This window comes from Streptococcus oralis (assembly GCF_003943415.1).
Taxonomy (GTDB): Bacteria; Bacillota; Bacilli; order Lactobacillales; family Streptococcaceae; genus Streptococcus; species Streptococcus oralis_BJ.
On record NZ_RJPK01000001.1, the window covers coordinates 264936 to 286642 of the forward strand.

The 21707-nt window shown below is 41.9% G+C and carries 18 protein-coding genes and 1 other annotated feature; all 18 genes read left to right on the forward strand.

All coding sequences use genetic code 11. The annotated features are described in order from the left end of the window. Positions 1-6 precede the first annotated feature (6 nt). Complete coding sequence (gene secG / locus D8801_RS01290) at positions 7-240, forward strand: preprotein translocase subunit SecG (RefSeq protein ID WP_007519515.1); 234 nt, start codon at positions 7-9, stop codon at positions 238-240. 94 nt (positions 241-334) lie between these two features. Then, the gene (gene rnr, locus D8801_RS01295; RefSeq protein ID WP_125847276.1) at positions 335-2689 is read left to right on the forward strand and encodes a ribonuclease R; all 2355 of its coding nucleotides are present in this window, start codon (positions 335-337) and stop codon (positions 2687-2689) included. Next, a complete protein-coding gene (smpB, locus tag D8801_RS01300; RefSeq protein WP_125847278.1) occupies positions 2652-3119 on the forward strand; it encodes an SsrA-binding protein SmpB in 468 nt (155 codons plus the stop codon). The genes rnr and smpB overlap by 38 nt, the downstream gene beginning before the upstream one ends. A 14-nt stretch (positions 3120-3133) precedes the next feature. Next, positions 3134-3994, forward strand: coding sequence for an SAM-dependent methyltransferase TehB (gene tehB / locus D8801_RS01305; RefSeq protein ID WP_125847280.1), 861 nt, complete (start codon positions 3134-3136; stop codon positions 3992-3994). A 177-nt stretch (positions 3995-4171) separates the two neighbouring features. After that, the gene (locus D8801_RS01310) at positions 4172-5320 is read left to right on the forward strand and encodes a PDDEXK family nuclease (RefSeq protein ID WP_125847282.1); all 1149 of its coding nucleotides are present in this window, start codon (positions 4172-4174) and stop codon (positions 5318-5320) included. Positions 5321-5396: 76 nt separating this feature from the next. After that, a complete protein-coding gene (locus tag D8801_RS01315; RefSeq protein ID WP_125847285.1) occupies positions 5397-6353 on the forward strand; it encodes a competence protein CoiA in 957 nt (318 codons plus the stop codon). Positions 6354-6371: 18 nt separating this feature from the next. Continuing rightward, positions 6372-8174 carry an oligoendopeptidase F gene (pepF, locus tag D8801_RS01320; RefSeq protein ID WP_125847286.1) on the forward strand — a complete coding sequence of 601 codons (1803 nt, stop codon included), beginning with the start codon at positions 6372-6374 and terminating at the stop codon, positions 8172-8174. A gap of 1 nt (position 8175) precedes the next feature. Continuing rightward, complete coding sequence (locus D8801_RS01325) at positions 8176-8889, forward strand: O-methyltransferase (RefSeq protein WP_125847288.1); 714 nt, start codon at positions 8176-8178, stop codon at positions 8887-8889. A gap of 65 nt (positions 8890-8954) precedes the next feature. Next, the gene (gene prsA / locus D8801_RS01330) at positions 8955-9896 is read left to right on the forward strand and encodes a peptidylprolyl isomerase PrsA (RefSeq protein WP_125847290.1); all 942 of its coding nucleotides are present in this window, start codon (positions 8955-8957) and stop codon (positions 9894-9896) included. A 189-nt stretch (positions 9897-10085) separates the two neighbouring features. Further along, positions 10086-11309, forward strand: a complete 1224-nt coding sequence (ftsW, locus tag D8801_RS01335) for a cell division peptidoglycan polymerase FtsW (RefSeq protein WP_125847291.1) — start codon at positions 10086-10088, stop codon at positions 11307-11309. A gap of 23 nt (positions 11310-11332) precedes the next feature. Further along, positions 11333-14029 (forward strand): phosphoenolpyruvate carboxylase, encoded by a 2697-nt coding sequence (gene ppc / locus D8801_RS01340; RefSeq protein ID WP_125847293.1) that lies wholly within the window; start codon positions 11333-11335, stop codon positions 14027-14029. Between the two features lie 95 nt (positions 14030-14124). Next, positions 14125-14340: a binding site (T-box leader), on the forward strand. Between the two features lie 113 nt (positions 14341-14453). After that, positions 14454-15449 carry a tryptophan ABC transporter substrate-binding protein gene (trpX, locus tag D8801_RS01345; protein ID WP_125847295.1) on the forward strand — a complete coding sequence of 332 codons (996 nt, stop codon included), beginning with the start codon at positions 14454-14456 and terminating at the stop codon, positions 15447-15449. Between the two features lie 65 nt (positions 15450-15514). Then, a complete protein-coding gene (locus D8801_RS01350) occupies positions 15515-16381 on the forward strand; it encodes an ABC transporter permease (RefSeq protein WP_000637255.1) in 867 nt (288 codons plus the stop codon). Then, entirely contained in the window at positions 16378-17136 is a 759-nt protein-coding gene (locus D8801_RS01355; protein ID WP_125847297.1) for an ABC transporter ATP-binding protein, read from the forward strand. The genes D8801_RS01350 and D8801_RS01355 overlap by 4 nt, the downstream gene beginning before the upstream one ends. A gap of 196 nt (positions 17137-17332) precedes the next feature. Then, positions 17333-19093: a DNA primase gene (gene dnaG, locus D8801_RS01360; protein ID WP_125847299.1), complete on the forward strand. Its 1761-nt coding sequence runs from the start codon at positions 17333-17335 to the stop codon at positions 19091-19093. Positions 19094-19095: 2 nt separating this feature from the next. Further along, entirely contained in the window at positions 19096-20205 is a 1110-nt protein-coding gene (gene rpoD, locus D8801_RS01365) for an RNA polymerase sigma factor RpoD (protein ID WP_000201893.1), read from the forward strand. 14 nt (positions 20206-20219) lie between these two features. Beyond that, positions 20220-20549: a metal-sulfur cluster assembly factor gene (locus D8801_RS01370; protein WP_000331932.1), complete on the forward strand. Its 330-nt coding sequence runs from the start codon at positions 20220-20222 to the stop codon at positions 20547-20549. 113 nt (positions 20550-20662) lie between these two features. Further along, complete coding sequence (locus D8801_RS01375; RefSeq protein ID WP_185758479.1) at positions 20663-21706, forward strand: glycosyltransferase family 4 protein; 1044 nt, start codon at positions 20663-20665, stop codon at positions 21704-21706. Position 21707: the final 1 nt, after the last annotated feature.

Sequence of the window (21707 nt, forward strand, 5' to 3'; positions counted from 1 at the left end):
TTTGATATGTACAACCTATTATTAACCATTTTATTAGTATTATCTGTTGTGATTGTGATTGCGATTTTCATGCAACCAACTAAGAACCAATCCAGCAATGTATTTGATGCCAGCTCGGGTGATTTGTTTGAACGTAGTAAAGCGCGTGGTTTTGAAGCCGTGATGCAACGTTTGACAGGTGTTTTAGTCTTTTTCTGGCTAGCCATTGCCTTAGCATTGACGGTATTATCAAGTAGATAAGAAATGGGCGAGACTAGGTCTTTGCCTATTTTTATTTTTAACGACACTTATAAAGTTATCAATCAAAAAAATTATAAAAATCTAGAAAGAAAACATGAAAGATAAAATTAAAGAATATTTGCAAGAGAAGGGGCGAGTGACGGTAAATGACCTGGCTCAGGCTCTCGGAAAGGATGGATCCAAGGATTTCCGTGAGTTGATTAAAACCCTGTCTCTGATGGAAAGAAAGCACCAGATTCGATTTGGAGAAGATGGTAGCCTCACCTTGGACCAGAAGAAGAAACATGAAATTACCCTCAAAGGGATTTTTCATGCCCATAAAAATGGCTTCGGCTTTGTCAGTCTGGAAGGCGAGGAGGATGATCTTTTTGTTGGAAAAAACGATGTCAACTATGCCATTGATGGCGATACCGTTGAGGTGGTCATCAAGAAAGTTGCTGACCGTAACAAGGGAACAGCTGCAGAAGCCAAAATTATTGATATCCTAGAACATAGCCTGACGACGGTTGTCGGCCAAATTGTTCTGGATCAGGAAAAGCCCAAGTATGCCGGCTATATCCGTTCCAAAAATCAGAAAATCAGCCAACCTATTTATGTGAAGAAACCAGCCCTCAAACTTGAAGGAACAGAAGTTCTAAAGGTCTTTATCGACAAATACCCAAGTAAGAAACATGATTTCTTTGTTGCTAGTGTGCTGGACGTGGTGGGACACTCGACTGATGCTGGGATTGATGTCCTTGAAGTCTTGGAGTCTATGGATATTGTTTCAGAATTTCCAGAAGCTGTTCTCAAGGAGGCGGAAAGTGTGCCTGATGCTCCCTCAGAAAAGGATATGGAAGGGCGTCTGGATTTAAGAGATGAGCTTACCTTTACCATTGACGGCGCGGATGCCAAGGACTTGGACGATGCAGTTCACATCAAGCCTTTGAAAAATGGCAATATCGAACTCGGAGTTCACATTGCGGATGTTTCCTACTATGTGACAGAGGGTTCTGCCCTTGACAAGGAAGCCCTTAATCGCGCGACTTCTGTCTATGTGACAGACCGAGTGGTTCCAATGCTTCCAGAGCGCTTGTCAAACGGTATCTGCTCTCTCAATCCTCAAGTAGATCGCTTGACCCAGTCTGCCATTATGGAGATTGATAAACATGGTCGTGTGGTTAATTACACCATTACCCAAACAGTTATCAAGACAAGCTTTCGTATGACCTATAGCGCTGTTAATGATATTCTAGCAGGTGACGAGGAAAAGAGACAAGAGTTTAAGAAAATTGTTCCTAGTATCGAACTCATGGTCAAGCTTCATGAAATTCTAGAAAATATGCGAGAGAAACGTGGTGCTCTTAATTTTGATACCAGTGAAGCTAAGATTTTGGTGGATCAAAAAGGCAAGCCTGTGGATATCGTTCTTCGCCAACGAGGCATTGCAGAGCGCATGATTGAGTCCTTCATGTTGATTGCCAACGAAACGGTTGCTGAGCACTTTAGCAAGTTGGATCTACCTTTCATCTATCGGATTCACGAGGAGCCCAAGGCTGAAAAAGTTCAGAAGTTTATTGATTATGCTTCGAGCTTTGGTTTGCGAATTTATGGAACTGCCAGTGAGATTAGCCAGGAGGCCCTCCAAGACATCATGCGTACTGTTGAGGGAGAACCCTATGCGGATGTATTGTCCATGATGCTTCTTCGCTCCATGCAACAGGCTCGCTATTCGGAGCACAATCACGGTCACTATGGACTAACAGCTGACTATTACACTCACTTTACTAGTCCGATTCGCCGTTATCCTGACCTCCTTGTTCACCGTATGATTCGAGACTATGGGCGTTCTAAGGAAGTAGCAGAGCATTTTGAGCAAGTGATTCCAGAGATTGCGACCCAGTCTTCCAACCGTGAGCGTCGTGCCATCGAGGCGGAGCGTGAAGTCGAAGCCATGAAAAAAGCTGAGTACATGGAAGAATACGTGGGTGAAGAGTACGATGCAGTTGTATCCAGCATCGTCAAATTCGGTCTCTTTGTTGAATTGCCAAATACAGTCGAAGGCTTGATTCATATCACTAATCTGCCTGAATTTTATCATTTCAACGAGCGTGACTTGACACTCCGTGGGGAGAAATCGGGTACAACCTTCCGTGTAGGACAGCAGATTCGCATTCGGGTTGAAAGAACCGATAAGATGACAGGTGAGATTGATTTCTCTTATATTCCAAGTGAGTTTGATGTCATCGAAAAAGGCTTGAAACAAGCTAGTCACAAAGACAGAAGTCGTGGCATAAGTCGTCGTTCAGATAAGAAGGAAGATAAGAGAAAATCAGGACGCTCAAATAATAAGCACAAGCATTCACAAAAAGACAAGAAGAAAAAGGGCAAGAAACCTTTTTACAAAGAAGTAGCTAAGAAAGGAGCCAAGCATGGCAAAGGGAGAGGGAAAGGTCGTCGCACAAAATAAAAAAGCGCACCACGACTATACAATCGTAGATACGCTAGAGGCAGGGATGGTCCTAACCGGAACTGAAATCAAGAGCGTTCGAGCCGCTCGAATCAATCTCAAGGACGGCTTTGCCCAAGTAAAAAATGGGGAAGTCTGGCTGAGCAATGTTCATATCGCTCCTTACGAAGAGGGCAATATCTGGAACCAGGAACCAGAACGCCGTCGTAAACTCCTGCTCCATAAGAAGCAAATTCAAAAATTGGAACAAGAGACCAAAGGGACAGGAATGACCCTTGTTCCCCTTAAAGTCTATATCAAAGATGGCTACTCCAAACTCCTTTTAGGACTTGCCAAAGGGAAGCACGACTATGACAAACGAGAGTCGATCAAGCGACGTGAACAAAACCGCGACATCGCGCGTGTCATGAAAGCTGTCAACCAGCGTTAAGAAGAGGAAGTGAAATGGAAAAACTAATTGCCTATAAACGGATGCCCTTGTGGAATAAACAGACCATGCCAGAAATTGTCCAGCAAAAACACAATACCAAGGTCGGCACTTGGGGAAAAATTACTGTCTTGAAGGGGACACTCAAGTTTATTGAGTTGACAGAAGATGGTGAGGTTCTAGCTGAACATCTCTTTGAAGCAGGAGCCGACAACCCTATGGCGCAACCACAAGCCTGGCACCGAGTAGAGGCTGCCACTGATGATGTAGAATGGTACTTGGAATTTTATTGTAAATCTGAGGATTATTTCCCTAAGAAATACCAGACCAATCCAGTCCATTCAGAGGTTCTAGAAGCCATGCAAACGGTGAAACCAGGTAGAGCCCTGGATTTGGGTTGTGGTCAAGGCCGTAACTCTCTCTTTCTTGCTCAGAAAGGTTTTGATGTGACAGCTGTGGATCAAAATGAATTGTCCCTTGAAATCTTGCAAAGCATTGTGGAACAAGAGGATCTAGACATGCCTGTCGGACTTTATGATATCAATTCAGCCAGTATTAGCCAAGACTATGATTTCATCGTTTCAACAGTTGTTTTAATGTTTCTACAAGCGGACCGCATTCCAGCTATTATCCAAAATATGCAGGAGCACACCACGGTCGGTGGCTATAATCTTATCGTCTGTGCTATGGACACGGAGGATTATCCTTGCTCAGTCAACTTTCCATTCACCTTTAAAGAAGGGGAGCTGGCCGACTACTACAAGGATTGGGAATTAATTAAGTACAATGAAAACCCAGGACATCTGCACCGTCGTGATGAAAATGGCAATCGCATTCAACTACGCTTTGCGACCATGTTAGCCAAAAAAGTCAAGTAAATCAAACATCTACAAGCGAATAGTAACCACTTTGCAAGGTTTCTATTCGTTTTTATTTGCGTTGGTTGATTGGGGCGAGCAGGATTTTATGCTATACTAGAAGTAGGAAAAGCGAGCAGTAGAAGTGTGTTACTGCCTCTTTCAGCGCAAGAAGTTGTATATGATGGAGGTGATCCAATGACGAGTCTTTTGGTGGAGCTGTATGATCGGCATGTATTGGAAAAGAATGTCTACCAAGCTTTTGTCAGTGATTGTGACGAGATTCTTTTTCTATCTTTGACGAAAATAAGTAATAACGATAAACTTTCACTGCGCCATTTTATCCTGGATGAAGTCCCCCATATCCAACGAGTGACCTTTCGTCAGTTATCCTTAGAACAACTAGCAAACCAGTTAGATTATTGCTTGGCTGAGTATGACCAGGTTCTTCTTGATGTTTTTGGTGGGGATTCGCTACTCGCCCTATCTCTCTATCAATACGGCTTGGATCGCCACCTTCCCATCGTTGCAATGGATGTCGAGCGGGGAAAACAATACAAGTGGGTAGCTGGTCAGTTGGAAAAAGAAGATTTGGACATTCCTACCCTAAGCATCCAACAGCTGATAGCCTTGCGTGGTGGAAAAATACTCAAATCAAAACGCCCTATCCACTCAGTTCAGCAAATTGCTGCCATCAAAAAACTAGCCAGCTCGGCTATTACCAATCCAGCCCACTGGTATCAAGTGACCCAATTTTTCTCTCTAGCTAAGACCAATGACCTTCATGCTGAGACAGAAAAGATTCTGGAAAACAACGGCAAGTATTATCACTATCCAGAATCCCTTATCCCCTTACTAGTGGAAGCGGGGATGCTTCGCATTGAAGGCGAGGACAAGGAGCGAGTAAGCTACAGCTTTCCAACTCAAGAAGCTCAAATCTTTTGTCGCAACAAAGGGCACATTTTAGAATTGTATCTCTATCTCTTGGCGCTTGAATCTCAGCTGTTTGATGAATGCATGATAGGTGGTGAGATTGATTGGAATGGTATCTTTCCAGAGGCGGACAATGTTCAAAATGAGATTGATGTCATTCTGAGAAAGGGGCGCTCGATTACCTTTATCTCTTGCAAGATGACAGATTTGTCAGTTGAAGCCATCAACGAACTAGAAGTCTACGCCAATCATTTTGCTGGGGAGAGTTGCCTCAAGTTAATTGTCTGTACGGGGAAAATCAATCCTGTTTATGCCAATCGCTGTCAGGAATACGGCGTGCTGGTCATTAGAAGTGAGCAGATTTCCAATCTCATTCCCATGCTAAAAAAATATTCTAAGAGACAAAAAAGATAAGAAATAATATCATGAAAGGCTGGCATTCCAGTCTTTTTTACTTATTTTTCGAATAAATGAGAAAAGGAGGTAGACCATGTTTGTAGCCAGAGATGCCAAGGGAAATTTGGTGAATGCCCTCGAAAAAGAAGTGACCAAGCAAGCTTATACTTGTCCAGCCTGTGGGGGCGGACTACGATTACGCCAAGGACAGAGTATTCGAACGCACTTTGCCCATGAAAGGTTAAGGGATTGTATAGCTATTTTTGAAAATGAAAGTCCAGAACACTTGGGCAACAAAGAGGCCCTTTATCACTGGGCCAAGAAGGACAATCAGGTCGCCTTAGAATATAATCTGCCCGATATTCAGCAGATAGCGGATGTTCTCGTCAATGAGAAACTAGCGTTGGAGGTTCAGTGCAGCCCTTTGTCTCAAAAGCTTTTAGGCGATAGAAGCCAAGGCTACCGTAGTCAGGGATACCAGGTTATCTGGCTACTGGGAGAAAAACTCTGGTTAAAAGAGCGATTAACACAACTGCAAAGGGGATTCCTCTATTTTAGTCAAAATATGGGATTCTATGTTTGGGAACTAGATCTCAAAAAGCAAGTTTTGAGACTCAAATATCTTCTGCATCAGGACCTACGTGGCAAGCTTCATTTTCAGGTTAAGGAATTTCCCTATGGACAAGGAAATCTCTTGGAAATTCTACGATTTCCTTATCAAAAACAAAAAATGCCTCGTTTTGCAGTTGTCCAAGATCCCACTATCTGTCACTATATTCGCCAGCAGTTGTACTACCAAACGCCTTACTGGATGAAGAAGCAGGAGGAAGCATATCATCAAGGAAACAATCTATTAAACCGTCAACTGGACGATTGGTATCCCCAAATCAGACCAATAGAGTCAGGTGATTTTTTGCAGATTGAAACGGATTTGACTAGCTATTATAGAAATTTTCAGGCTTACTATCAAAAAAATCCGAAAAATAATCGCCAAAAGCTCTATCCACCAGCTTTTTATCACTTATATTTCTCAAAAAATGTGGTAAAATAGAAAGGATGGAGGAATCTTATGGTATTACAACGACATGAAATAAATGAAAAAGATACATGGGATCTTTCGACAATCTACCCAACAGACCAGGCTTGGGAAGAAGCCTTGAAAGACTTAACTGAAAAAGTACAAACAGCATCTCAGTATGAGGGGCATCTCTTGGATAGCGCGGACAGTTTGCTTGAGATTACAGAATTCTCACTTGACTTGGAACGCCAAGTTGAAAAGCTTTATGTCTATGCACATATGAAAAATGACCAGGACACGCGTGAAGCCAAGTATCAAGAGTACTATGCTAAGGCAATGACCCTATACAGTCAGTTAGAACAAGCCTTTTCATTTTATGAACCTGAGTTTATGGAGATGAGTGAGGAGCAGTATGCGGCCTTCCTAGAAGCTCAACCAAAACTCCAAGTTTACAAGCACTTTTTTGACAAGCTCTTGCAGAAGAAAGACCATGTTCTTTCGCAACGTGAGGAAGAATTACTTGCTGGAGCAGGAGAGATCTTTGGCGCTGCTAGTGAAACTTTCGCTATTTTGGACAATGCGGATATTAGCTTCCCATATGTTCTTGATGATGAAGGCAAGGAAGTGCAACTCTCACACGGTACTTACATCCGTTTGATGGAGTCTAAAAACCGTGAAGTGCGTCGTGGTGCCTATGAAGCCCTTTATGCGACATACGAGCAATTCCAACACACTTATGCTAAGACTTTGCAGACAAATGTTAAGGTGCAAAACTACCGCGCAAAAGTTCGCAACTATAAGAGTGCTCGCCATGCAGCTCTCGCAGCAAACTTTGTTCCAGAAAGTGTCTATGACAATCTAGTAGCAACAGTTCGCAAGCATTTGCCACTCTTGCATCGTTACCTTGAACTTCGTTCTAAAATCTTGGGGATTTCTGATCTCAAGATGTACGATGTATACACACCACTATCTTCAGTAGAATACAGCTTTACTTACGAAGAAGCCTTGAAAAAAGCAGAAGAGGCCTTGGCGGTCTTGGGTGACGACTACTTGAGTCGTGTCAAATGTGCCTTTAGCGAGCGTTGGATTGATGTCTATGAAAACCAAGGCAAGCGTTCTGGTGCCTACTCTGGTGGTTCTTATGATACTAATGCCTTCATGCTTCTCAACTGGCAGGACAATCTAGATAATCTCTTTACCCTTGTCCATGAAACAGGTCACAGTATGCACTCAAGCTATACTCGTGAAACGCAGCCTTATGTTTACGGAGATTACTCTATCTTCTTGGCTGAGATTGCCTCAACGACCAATGAAAATATCTTGACAGAGAAATTGTTGGAAGAAGTAGAAGACGATGCGACACGCTTTGCTATTCTCAATAACTTCCTAGACGGTTTCCGTGGAACAGTCTTCCGTCAAACTCAATTCGCTGAGTTTGAACATGCCATCCACCAAGCAGACCAAAATGGAGAAGTCTTGACCAGCGATTTCCTCAATAAACTCTACGCTGACTTGAACCAAGAGTACTATGGACTCAGCAAGGAAGACAATCCTCAGATCCAATACGAGTGGGCGCGCATTCCACACTTCTACTATAACTACTATGTTTATCAGTATTCAACAGGTTTTGCAGCTGCTTCAGCCTTAGCTGAGAAGATTGTCCATGGTAGTCAAGAAGATCGTGACCGCTATATCGACTACCTCAAGGCTGGTAAGTCTGACTATCCGCTCAATGTTATGAGAAAAGCGGGTGTTGATATGGAAAAAGAAGACTATCTTAACGATGCCTTTGCAGTCTTTGAACGTCGCTTGAACGAGTTTGAAGCTCTTGTTGAAAAATTGGGATTAGCATAAGATGGTAGAGTCTTATAGTAAAAATGCCAATCACAATATGCGACGTCCAGTCGTCAAGGAAGAAATCGTAGAACTCATGCGCCAGCGTCAAAAGCAGGTGACAGATTCCTTGAAAGAATTGGAAATCTTCGCTCGCAAGGAAAACATTCCCATCATTCCCCATGAAACGGTCGCTTACTTTCGATTTCTCATGGAGACCATACAGCCCAAGAACATTTTGGAGATTGGAACGGCAATTGGCTTCTCAGCTCTCCTGATGGCGGAACATGCCCCAAATGCTAAGATTACAACTATTGACCGTAATCCTGAGATGATAGGCTTTGCCAAGGAAAACTTTGCCCAGTTTGACAGTCGTAAGCAAATCACTCTTTTAGAGGGGGACGCAGTCGATGTCCTATCAACCTTGACAGAAACCTATGATTTTGTCTTTATGGATTCGGCCAAGTCCAAATACATCGTCTTTCTGCCTGAAATCCTCAAGCACTTGGAAGTCGGTGGAGTAGTGGTCTTGGATGATATTTTCCAAGGAGGCGATGTTGCCAAGGATATCATGGAAGTCCGTCGGGGTCAACGCACCATTTATAAAGGTTTGCAGAGACTTTTCGATGCAACTTTGGACAATCCAGGTCTAACAGCAACTCTAGTTCCGCTCGGGGATGGGATTCTCATGCTGAGAAAAAATGTAGCAGATGTCCAACTTCCTGATAGTGGATGATTTTTAGAAAAATTTAAGACAATTTAGTAAAATAGAGAAGGTAACTTACCATAAAAGGAGTAAACATGAAGAAAAAACTATTGGCAGGAGCCATTACCTTATTATCTGTAGCGACTTTGGCTGCTTGTTCAAAAAGTTCTGAAGGAGCTGACCTCATCAGCATGAAGGGTGATGTCGTCACTGAACATCAATTTTATGAACAAGTCAAAAATAACCCAACTGCGCAACAAGTTTTGCTTAATATGACCATTGAAAAAGTTTTTGAAAAACAATATGGTTCAGAAGTGACTGACAAAGAGGTGGATGATGCTGTTGCTGAAGAGCAGAAGAAATACGGTGATAGTTATCAAAATGTTCTTTCACGTGCGGGTATGACTCCTGAGACTCGTAAAGCTCAAATTCGCACAAGTAAGTTGGTCGAATTGGCAGTTAAAAAAGCAGCAGAAAATGAACTGACTGACGAAGCTTACCAAAAAGCTTTTGAGTCTTATACACCAGATGTAACAGCTCAGATCATCCGTATGGATAATGAAGCCAAGGCAAAAGAAGTGCTTGAAAAGGCAAAAGCCGAAGGAGCTGACTTTGCCCAGTTGGCAAAAGACAACTCAAATGATGACAAGACAAAAGAAAATGGTGGCGAAATCACTTTTGACTCTGCTTCAACAGAACTTCCAGAACAAGTCAAGAAGGCGGCCTTTGCCTTGGATGTGAATGGTGTCTCTGATGTTATCACAGCGACTGGAACACAAGCCTACAGTACCCAATACTACATTATTAAGCTAACCAAGAAAACAGAAAAATCATCAAACCTAGATGACTACAAAGAAAAATTGAAAACGGTCATCCTGACTCAGAAACAAAACGATTCATCTTTCGTTCAGAGCGTTATCGGAAAAGAATTCCAAGCTGCCAATATTAAAGTGAAAGATCCTGTTTTCCAAAATATCTTTGCCCAATACGTTGGTGGTGCAGACTCAAACTCAAGCAGTAGCTCATCAGCAGAATAAAAAAGAAAATACAAACTTTGTCTTGAAGTTTGTATTTTTTAGTAATCAGTTTCGGCCAAATAGCAAAATTCGAAGGATTGGAGGATAAGAGTTTTTTTCTTTCTGAAAAAATGGTATAATAGCAATCAAAACTAGAAAATAAAACGGAATTAGGAACAGTTTTCTCTGTTTCTATTAGAGTGGTGACATATGAAAATTAGTAAAAGGCACCTATTGAACTATTCCATTTTGATTCCTTACCTCCTTTTATCGATTTTGGGTCTAATTGTTGTTTACTCAACGACGAGTGCTACCTTGATCCAAGAAGGGAAAAGTGCTCTTCAGTTAGCTCGGAACCAAGGAATGTTTTGGGTAGTTAGTTTGGTTTTGATTGCCTTAATTTATAAACTGAAACTTGGTTTTTTAAGAAATGAACGCTTGATTTTTATCGTTATGTTTGTAGAGATGATTCTCCTAGCTTTGGCTCGGCTAATTGGAACACCCGTCAATGGTGCCTACGGTTGGATTTCTGTAGGACCTGTAACGATTCAGCCTGCAGAGTATCTTAAGATTATCATTATTTGGTACCTAGCCCATCGATTCTCAAAACAGCAAGATGAGATAGCTGTTTATGATTTCCAAGTCTTGACTCAGAATCAGTGGTTGCCTCGAGCTTTTAACGACTGGCGTTTCGTTTTACTGGTTTTGATTGGTAGTTTGGGAATTTTCCCTGACTTGGGAAATGCGACCATTCTGGTCTTGGTGTCGCTGCTTATGTACACAGTTAGTGGAATCGCCTATCGTTGGTTCTCGACTATTCTAGCTCTCTTAGCAGGAAGTTCCATTTTAGCCTTGTCTGTCATTCGTCTTGTTGGGATTGAGAAGTTTTCTCAAATTCCGGTATTTGGTTACGTTGCTAAACGTTTCAGCGCCTTCTTTAATCCTTTCAATGACTTGGCAGGCGCAGGGCACCAGCTTGCAAATTCTTACTATGCCATGGTTAATGGTGGTTGGTTTGGACTAGGTTTAGGAAATTCCATTGAGAAACGTGGTTATTTGCCAGAAGCCCATACGGACTTCGTCTTTTCGATCGTCATCGAGGAGTTTGGATTTGTAGGAGCGAGTATGATTTTGGCACTCCTCTTCTTCTTGATTTTGAGAATCATCCTAGTCGGTATTCGAGCTAAGGATCCCTTTAACTCTATGGTTGCTATCGGTGTCGGAGGGATGATCCTTGTTCAGGTCTTTGTCAATATCGGTGGGATTTCCGGTTTGATTCCTTCTACAGGGGTAACCTTCCCCTTCCTTTCACAAGGGGGGAATAGCCTCCTAGTCTTATCTGTAGCCATTGCCTTTGTACTAAATATCGATGCTAGTGAAAAACGTGCCAAACTTATCAGAGAATATGAAGGTCAAACTTCTGTTACTCTATAAGGATTGAATGGAAAGGAAAGTTTATGTCACTTCAAAAATTAGAAAACTATAGCAATAAAGCCGTCGTCCAAGAAGAAGTCTTGATTTTGACAGAGCTGTTAGAAGACATCACTAAAAATATGCTAGCGCCAGAGACTTTTGATAAAATCATGCAGTTGAAGGACTTGTCTACAAGCGAAAACTATCAAGGACTCAATAAATTGGTGACCAGCCTTTCAAACGAGGAAATGATCTATATTTCTCGCTATTTCTCAATCCTTCCACTCTTGATCAATATCTCTGAAGATGTGGATTTGGCTTATGAGATCAATCACCAAAATAATGTGGACCAAGACTATCTAGGAAAACTGTCAACAACGATTAAGATGGTAGCTGAAAAAGAAAATGCAGCCGAAATTTTAGAAAAGTTAAATGTCGTTCCTGTCTTGACCGCCCATCCAACGCAAGTACAACGTAAGAGTATGCTGGACTTGACCAATCATATCCACACTCTCCTACGTAAGTACCGTGATGTCAAACTTGGCTTGATTAATAAAGAAAAGTGGCACACAGATCTTCGTCGTTACATTGAAATTATCATGCAAACCGACATGATTCGTGAGAAGAAATTGAAAGTAACCAACGAAATCACCAACGTGATGGAGTACTACCAAAGTTCTTTCCTGAATGCTGTTCCACGTTTGACGGCTGAGTATAAAAAATTAGCTAAAGAACAAGGTATCGAGCTCCAACATCCAAAACCGATTACAATGGGGATGTGGATCGGAGGAGACCGTGATGGAAATCCTTTCGTAACAGCGGAAACCCTCAACAAATCAGCCTTGACTCAGTGCGAAGTCATCATGAACTACTACGATGAGAAGATTTATAACCTCTATCGTGAATTCTCACTTTCAACCAGTATTGTGAATGTTAGTGACAAGGTTCGTGAGATGGCGCTCAAGTCTCAAGATAATTCCATTTATCGTGAAAAAGAACTCTATCGTCGTGCTCTTTTTGACATCCAAGCTAAGATGCAGGCAACCAAGACCTATCTTATCGAAGATAAGGATGTTCATCCAAGATATGCTACCGCAGATGAATTTTACCAAGATTTATTGGCCATCCGAGATTCTCTATTAGAGAACAAAGGTGAGTACCTGATTTCAGGAGAATTTGTAGAGTTGATGCAGGCGGTTGAAATCTTTGGCTTCTATCTTGCCTCTATCGACATGCGCCAAGATTCTAGTGTTCATGAAGCCTGTGTGGCAGAATTGCTAGCATCCGCAGGTATCAACGACCATTATAGTGATCTTTCTGAAGATGAAAAATGTAGCCTCCTTTTAAAAGAGTTGGAAGAAGATCCTCGTATCCTCTCAGCCACTCATGCTGAAAAGTCAGAACTGCTTGAAAAAGAACTGTCTATCTTTAAAGCTGCGCGCAAGTTGAAGGATAAACTGGGCGAAAATGTCATTCGTCAAACGATTATCTCTCATGCAACCAGTGTGTCCGATATGCTAGAATTAGCCATCATGCTCAAGGAAGTTGGCTTGGTGGATGCCCAAAAAGCCCGTGTTCAAATCGTTCCCCTCTTTGAAACAATTGAGGACTTGGATCACTCGGAAGAAACCATGAGAAGATATTTCTCTCTTCCTTTGGCTAAAAAATGGATTGCTTCAAAAGACAACTACCAAGAAATCATGCTAGGCTACTCTGATAGCAACAAAGACGGTGGTTACCTGTCATCATGTTGGACTCTATATAAAGCGCAACAGCAACTGACTGCTATCGGTGACGAATTTGGTGTTAAAGTTACCTTCTTCCATGGTCGTGGTGGTACTGTGGGTCGTGGTGGTGGACCAACTTATGAAGCTATCACATCCCAACCACTCAAGTCTATTAAGGACCGCATCCGTCTGACTGAGCAGGGAGAAGTGATTGGAAACAAATACGGAAACAAAGACGCTGCCTATTATAACCTTGAAATGTTGGTTTCTGCAGCTATTAACCGTATGATTACCAAGAAGAAGAGTGATACTAACACATCAAATCGTTATGAAGCTATCATGGATCAAGTAGTGGACCGCAGCTACGATATCTACCGTGATTTGGTCTTTGGAAATGAACATTTCTATGACTATTTCTTTGAATCAAGTCCAATCAAGGCTATTTCAAGCTTTAATATCGGTTCGCGTCCAGCAGCTCGTAAGACTATTACAGAAATCGGTGGTTTGCGTGCCATCCCTTGGGTCTTCTCGTGGTCACAAAGTCGTGTCATGTTTCCTGGATGGTACGGTGTGGGATCAAGCTTTAAAGAATTTATTGATCAAGATCCAAAGAATATTGAGATTCTCCGTGACATGTACCAAAACTGGCCTTTCTTCCAATCTCTGCTCTCTAATGTGGACATGGTCTTGTCTAAGTCCAACATGAACATTGCCTTTGAATATGCCAAGCTCTGTGAGGATGAAGAAGTGCAAGCCATCTATTACACCATTTTAGATGAATGGCAATTGACCAAGGACGTTATTCTAGCCATCGAAGGTTATGACGAACTCTTGGCGGAGAACTCTTACCTAAAAGACAGTCTAAACTATCGTATGCCTTACTTTAATATCCTTAACTACATCCAGTTGGAGTTGATCAAACGTCAACGTCGTGGTGAATTGTCAGCAGACGAAGAAAGACTGATTCATACAACTATTAACGGAATTGCAACCGGTTTGCGTAATTCAGGCTGATATTCTACAAACTTTCTCTTTTTCAAGGGGAAGTTTTTGAATTGTTTAAAAAATTCTAAAAATAAGCTTGACAAGTAGTTGAAAAATGATATAATTTAAACATTCAGAAAGTAATCATGCTCATTTTTTAGAGAGTCTGTGGTTGGTGAAAGCAGATAGATGAAATTGATGAAATTGGGCTGAATGTACTTAAGAATTTGAAATCATAAAAATTCGGTGAGCACACCTTATAGTGCAACTCGTGAATGCGAGAAAGAGCGATAGGGATATTCCCTATAATTGAGGTGGCACCGCGCATCGACGTCCTCACACAAGTTTTTTGTGTGAGGACTTTTTGTTGGAGGAGACTTATGGAATTTAAACGATGGCGTCGCTTGTTTTGTTTAAAAGAGCATTATACAAGTGATTTAAAAGGAGAAAAAATATGAAAAATAAACGTTTAATTGGAATTATCGCTGGATTAGCAGTATTGGTAGTAGCTAGTTTGATCTATTCATCTATGAACAAGCCAGCAGCTAAGGTGGAGCAAAAAGTTGCTAAGGTTGGTGTCCTTCAGTTTGTTAGCCACCCCTCTTTAGACTTGATTTACCAAGGAATTCAAGATGGACTAGCTGAAGAAGGCTATAAGGACGACCAAGTAAAAATCGACTTTATGAACTCTGAAGGTGATCAGAGCAAGGTTGCAACCATGAGTAAACAGTTAGTAGCAAATGGAAACGACGTTGTTGTTGGGATTGCGACACCAGCTGCTCAAGGACTCGCTAGTGCTACAAAAGACCTACCTGTTATCATGGCTGCTATTACAGACCCAATCGGTGCTAACTTGGTCAAAGATTTGAAAAAACCAGGTGGCAACATTACGGGAGTATCAGACCACAACCCAGCTGAACAACAAGTAGAGTTGATAAAAACTCTCACACCAAATGTCAAAACAATCGGAGCTCTTTACTCAAGTAGCGAAGATAACTCAAAAACACAGGTAGAAGAATTCAAGGCTTATGCTGAAAAAGCAGGTTTGACAGTCGAAACCTTTGCTGTTCCATCAACAAATGAAATTGCTTCAACAGTCAATGTTATGACCAGCAAGGTCGATGCGATTTGGGTTCCAATTGACAACACCATCGCATCAGCATTCTCAACAGTTGTTTCAAGCAACCAAACAGCTAAAAAGCCAATCTATCCAAGTGCCACTGCCATGGTAGAAGCAGGAGGATTAGCATCTGTAGTAGTTGACCAACACGATCTTGGAGTGGCTACTGGTAAAATGATTGCCAAAGTTTTGAAAGGTGAAAAACCAGCTGATACGCCAGTTAATGTCTTTTCAACTGGTAAGTCAGTGATTAATAAAAAACTAGCGCAGGAACTTGGTATCACCATTCCTGAGTCCGTTCTAAAAGAAGCAGGACAAGTGATTGAATAAAGATAAAGGAGGAGCTGGGTACATCTCCTCCCATTTTTACTAAAGAAAGAAATGAGTGAAAGATTATGATAGTATCCATTATTTCTCAGGGGATGGTCTGGGCGATTTTAGGTTTGGGAATCTTTATGACTTTCCGAATTTTGAATTTCCCTGATATGACTACTGAAGGTTCTTTTCCTCTTGGGGGAGCAGTAGCTGTAACCTTGATAACACAGGGAGTCAATCCATTCTTAGCGACCTTAGCTGCAGTAGGAGCGGGATGTCTAGCTGGAATGGCGACGGGACTCTTATATACCAAAGGAAAAATCCCAACCCTCTTATCAGGGATTCTGGTCATGACTTCCTGCCATTCCATCATGCTCATGATTATGGGGCGTGCCAATCTGGGGCTTCTTGGAACCAAGCAAATTCAGGATGTCTTGCCTTTCGATTCAGACCTTAACCAACTCCTGACTGGATTAATCTTTGTAGCTCTTGTTATTGGTCTCATGCTCTTTTTCCTAGATACCAAACTAGGTCAGGCCTACATCGCTACAGGTGACAATCCCGATATGGCACGTAGCTTTGGTATCAATACGGGACGTATGGAACTCATGGGCTTGGTTCTCTCAAATGGGATTATCGCGCTTGCAGGAGCCTTAATTGCTCAACAAGAAGGATACGCGGATGTTTCTCGAGGAATTGGCGTGATTGTCGTAGGGCTTGCTAGCTTGATTATTGGTGAGGTTTTGTTCAAGAGTTTGACCCTGGCAGAGCGACTCATGACCATCGTTGTAGGGTCTATTGCTTATCAGTTCCTCGTTTGGGGAGTGATTGCTCTTGGGTTTAATACAAGTTATCTTCGTTTGTACAGCGCCTTGATTTTGGCAGTTTGCCTCATGATTCCAACCTTCAAAAGCAAATACCTGAAAGGAGTCAAGTTTAGCAAATGACAGCAATTGTAGAATTAAAAAATGCTACCAAAGTCATCACGAATGGCTTTGATGAGGAAAAAATCATTCTGAATGATGTTTCTCTTGAAATTTTCGAACATGATTTCATTACCATCCTAGGGGGAAATGGAGCAGGGAAATCAACGCTTTTTAACACTATTGCAGGTACCTTGCCTTTAACAAGTGGAAGTATCCGTATCATGGGCGAGGACGTGACGCATTTTTCACCTGAAAAGCGGGCTAAGTACTTGTCTCGTGTCTTTCAGGATCCTAAGATGGGTACGGCTCCCCGTATGACGGTGGCGGAAAATCTCTTGATTGCCAAGTTTCGTGGTGAGAAGAGAGGACTCCTTCCTAGAAGGCTATCAAGTCATCGGGAAGAGTTTCAGGCTACCATTGAAAAAGTGGGAAATGGTCTTGAGAAACATCTCGACACTCCGATTGAGTTTCTTTCAGGTGGACAACGTCAGGCCTTGAGTCTCTTGATGGCAACCTTGAAGCGACCAGAGTTGCTCTTGTTGGATGAACACACAGCGGCTCTTGACCCAAAAACAAGTGTGGCCTTGATGGAGTTAACTGATGAATTTGTCAGCAAGGATTATCTGACAGCCTTGATGATTACCCACCATATGGAAGATGCACTGAAGTATGGAAATCGTCTGATTGTCATGAAGGAAGGTCGTATCATCCAAGACCTCAATAAAGAAGAAAAAGCTAAGATGAAAATCTCAGACTACTATCAATTATTTGAATAGATGAGTTAAATAATCATCAAAAAATAGTGAAAATTAACTTAGAAACATGGAAGTGTTTCTGAGTTTTTTATCTCCTCTTTCTATATAGAAGAATAAGGCAAAGAGAATTACGGAAAGCGTATGAAATGGTTTACTTTTTTTCAGAAATAAGCTATACTAGTTTACGTGAAACTATGATAAGATGGAGGTATTGTGTATGGTTGACAAGCAAGTCATTGAAGAAATCAAAAACAATGCCAACATTGTGGAAGTCATAGGTGATGTGATTTCTTTACAAAAGGCTGGACGGAACTATTTAGGGCTCTGTCCTTTTCATGGTGAAAAGACCCCCTCTTTCAATGTTGTGGAAGACAAGCAGTTTTATCACTGTTTTGGCTGTGGGCGCTCAGGAGATGTCTTTAAGTTCATTGAAGAATATCAAGGTGTGTCCTTTATGGAAGCCGTTCAGCTCTTAGGTGAGCGCGTCGGTATTCAACTGGCTATGCCCGTACAGTCTCGTCCTCATCAGGCTTCCCCTCATCAAGCTCTATATGATATGCATGAAGAAGCTGCTCGTTTTTACCATGCAATCCTCATGACGACCAAGATGGGAGAAGAAGCAAGGGCTTATCTCTACAAACGTGGATTGACAGATGATGTTCTGAAGCACTTCCAGATTGGATTGGCTCCAGCAGAGAGAACTTATCTCTATCAACGTTTGGCTGACAAGTTTGAGGAAAAGGATTTATTGGATTCGGGCTTGTTTTATCTGTCAGATGGTAATCAATTTTATGATACTTTTTTTGGACGGATCATCTTTCCTTTGACCAATGACAAGGGACAGGTTATTGCATTTTCAGGTCGTATCTGGCAAGAAACTGACAGTCAGACTGCCAAATATAAAAATAGTCGCTCGACTGCAATTTTTAACAAGAGTTACGAATTGTATCATTTGGACAAGGCAAAAAAGGGAACAGGTAAGATTACAGAGCTCTATCTGATGGAAGGCTTCATGGATGTGATCGCAGCCTACCGTGCTGGTATAGAAAATGCTGTGGCTTCCATGGGGACAGCCTTAAGCAAGGAGCATGTTGACCACCTTAAACGCTTTACCAAAAAAATTGTTCTCAGCTATGATGGTGACAAGGCAGGACAGGCAGCGACAGCCAAAGCTCTGGAAGAATTAAAAGATTTCTCAGTGGAAGTTGTCCGAGTACCTGATGCCATGGACCCAGATGAGTATTTACAAAAGAATTCTCCTGAAGATCTGGCCTACCTCTTAACCAAGACACGTATCAGTCCCATAGAGTTCTATATTCACCAACTCAAACCTGAAAATAGTGATAACTTACAAGCGCAAATCGAGTTCATTGAAAAGATTGCGCCCTTAATTGCCAAAGAAAAGTCGATCACTGCCCAGAATTCTTACATCCACATTCTGGCGGATAACCTACCTTCCTTTGATTACCAGCAGGTAGAACAGATTGTAAATGAAAGTCGCATTGTTCAAAGGCAGGAGAGGGTCAAGGAGCAACCTACACCAGTAGCGATTAGTTTACCTGTGACGCGGCAACTAACAGCAGTCATGAGAGCAGAGGCTCATCTCCTTTATAGAATGGCTGAGAATCCACTTGTTTTGAATGACTATCGATTAAGAGAAGATTTTTTCTTTGATACCCCAGAATTTCAGATTCTTTACGAATTATTAAGTGTAGAGGGAGAAATCGGCTCAGAGGAGCTTTCTCATCAGACACCTGAGGTTGAAAATGCTTGGTACCACGTGCTTAGTCTGGATTTGCCAGCTGAGATGTCGCCTCAAGAGCTAGCGGAAGTCGAAGCGACTCGAAACCGTTCCCTCCTCAGCAAGGACAATTTAAGAATTAAAAAGAAAGTGCAGGAAGCTAGTCATGTAGGAGATACAGACACAGCCTTGGAAGAATTGCAACGATTGATTTCCCAAAAGAGAAGAATGGAGTAATAATGGCAACAAAACAAAAAGAAGTAACTACATTTGATGTGCAAGTAGCAGACTTTATCCGTAACCACAAAAAAACAGGAACAGCAACAGACGACGAAATCAATTCAAGTCTGGTTATTCCTTTTACCCTAGATGCAGACGGCATTGAAGACCTTTTGCAACGGATTCAAGATGCTGGAATTTCTATCACAGACAACGAAGGAAATCCAAGTGCGCGTGTTCTTAGTACAGAAGAAGAACCAGAACTCAGTGATGAGGACTTGATTGGCTCAACTTCTGCCAAGGTTAATGACCCTGTCCGTATGTATTTGAAGGAAATCGGGGTTGTTCCTCTCTTGACCAACGAAGAGGAAAAAGAATTGGCCTTAGCAGTTGAGGCAGGTGATATCGAAGCCAAACAACGTCTTGCCGAAGCCAACCTTCGTTTGGTGGTTTCTATCGCTAAGCGCTATGTAGGGCGTGGCATGCAGTTTCTTGACTTGATCCAAGAAGGAAACATGGGCTTGATGAAGGCTGTTGACAAGTTTGACTATTCAAAAGGTTTTAAGTTTTCAACTTACGCAACTTGGTGGATTCGTCAGGCGATCACTCGTGCCATCGCTGATCAAGCTCGTACCATCCGTATCCCTGTTCACATGGTTGAAACTATCAATAAATTGGTTCGTGAACAGCGTAATCTTCTTCAAGAATTGGGACAAGATCCAACACCTGAACAAATCGCTGAGCGTATGGATATGACACCTGACAAGGTACGCGAAATCTTGAAAATCGCCCAAGAGCCAGTATCGCTTGAAACACCGATTGGTGAAGAGGACGATAGTCATCTTGGGGACTTTATCGAAGACGAAGTGATTGAAAATCCAGTAGACTACACAACTCGTATCGTTTTGCGTGAGCAGTTGGATGAAGTCTTGGATACTCTTACAGACCGTGAAGAAAATGTCTTGCGCTTGCGTTTCGGTTTGGACGATGGGAAAATGCGTACTCTTGAAGATGTTGGTAAAGTCTTTAACGTGACTCGTGAACGTATTCGTCAGATTGAGGCTAAGGCTTTGAGAAAACTACGTCAACCAAGTCGCAGTAAACCCCTTCGTGATTTTATTGAAGACTAAGAGTGAGGAATAACATGGCTTATACAGAAGAGCAAATTGAAACAATTAAAACACGTATTTTAAATGCCTTGGAAGAAGTAATTGACCCTGAGTTGGGGATTGATATTGTCAACCTAGGTTTGATTTATGAAATTCGTTTTGATGGTGAAACTGGTCACACTGAAATTGATATGACCTTAACAACTATGGGCTGCCCACTGGCTGACCTCTTAACAGACCAGATACACGATGCGATGACAGAGGTGCCTGAGGTAACCAATACCGAAGTTAAATTGGTCTGGTATCCAGCTTGGACGGTTGAAAAAATGAGCCGATATGCACGTATCGCCCTAGGAATTAAATAAAGACTAAGAAAAATGCGAGAGACGATTGGAAAATGAGGAAATTCCCTTCTTTTTCCTCTGGTCTCTTCTTTCTTTTGCTGATTTTCTGGAAATAAAATGGTATAATGAATGGTATGGAAAACGAAAAATTGCGTGTCAATATGCTAAGTTCAAGTGAAAAAGTGGCTGGTCAGGGAGTATCAGGTGCCTACCGTGAGTTGGTACGCCTTCTACATCGAGATGCCAAAGACCAGTTGATTGTTACAGAGAATCTTCCTGTAGAGGCAGATGTAACCCACTTTCACACCATTGATTTCCCCTATTATTTATCTACATTCCAAAAGAAGCGATCTGGGAGAAAAATTGGCTATGTGCATTTCTTGCCTGATACGCTTGAGGGGAGTTTGAAAATTCCATTTTTCTTAAAGGGAATTATCAAACGCTATGTATTTTCTTTTTACAACCGAATGGAACACTTGGTAGTGGTCAATCCCATGTTTATCGAGGATTTGGTGGCAGCTGGTATTCCACGTGAAAAAGTGACTTATATTCCAAACTTTGTAAATAAAGAAAAATGGCATCCACTGCCAGCTGAACAAGTTGCTCAACTCCGTAAAGAAATGAATCTAGCGGAAGATCAGTTTGTCGTAGTCGGTGCAGGTCAGGTTCAGAAACGTAAAGGAATTGATGACTTTATCCGCCTTGCGGAGGAATTGCCAGAAATTACTTTTATCTGGGCTGGTGGTTTTTCATTTGGCGGGATGACAGATGGTTATGAACGCTATAAAAAAATCATGGAGAATCCACCTAAAAATCTAATTTTCCCAGGTATTGTTCCTCCAGAGCGAATGCGGGAGCTCTACGCTTTGGCGGATCTGTTCTTGCTACCAAGTTACAACGAATTATTCCCGATGACTATCCTAGAGGCAGCTAGTTGTGAAGCACCGATTATGTTGAGGGATTTAGATCTATACAAGGTCATCCTTGAAGGGAATTATCGTGCTACAAGTGATGTTTCAGAGATGAGAGAAGCCATTCTCGAATACAAAGATCATCCTGAAAAGTTGAAAGACTTGAAAGAAAAAGCTAGAGAGATTTCTAAAGAGTATTCCGAGGAGCATTTATTGGAAATCTGGTTGAAGTTCTATCGGGAGCAGGCGGCTCTAGGCAAAAAGTGAG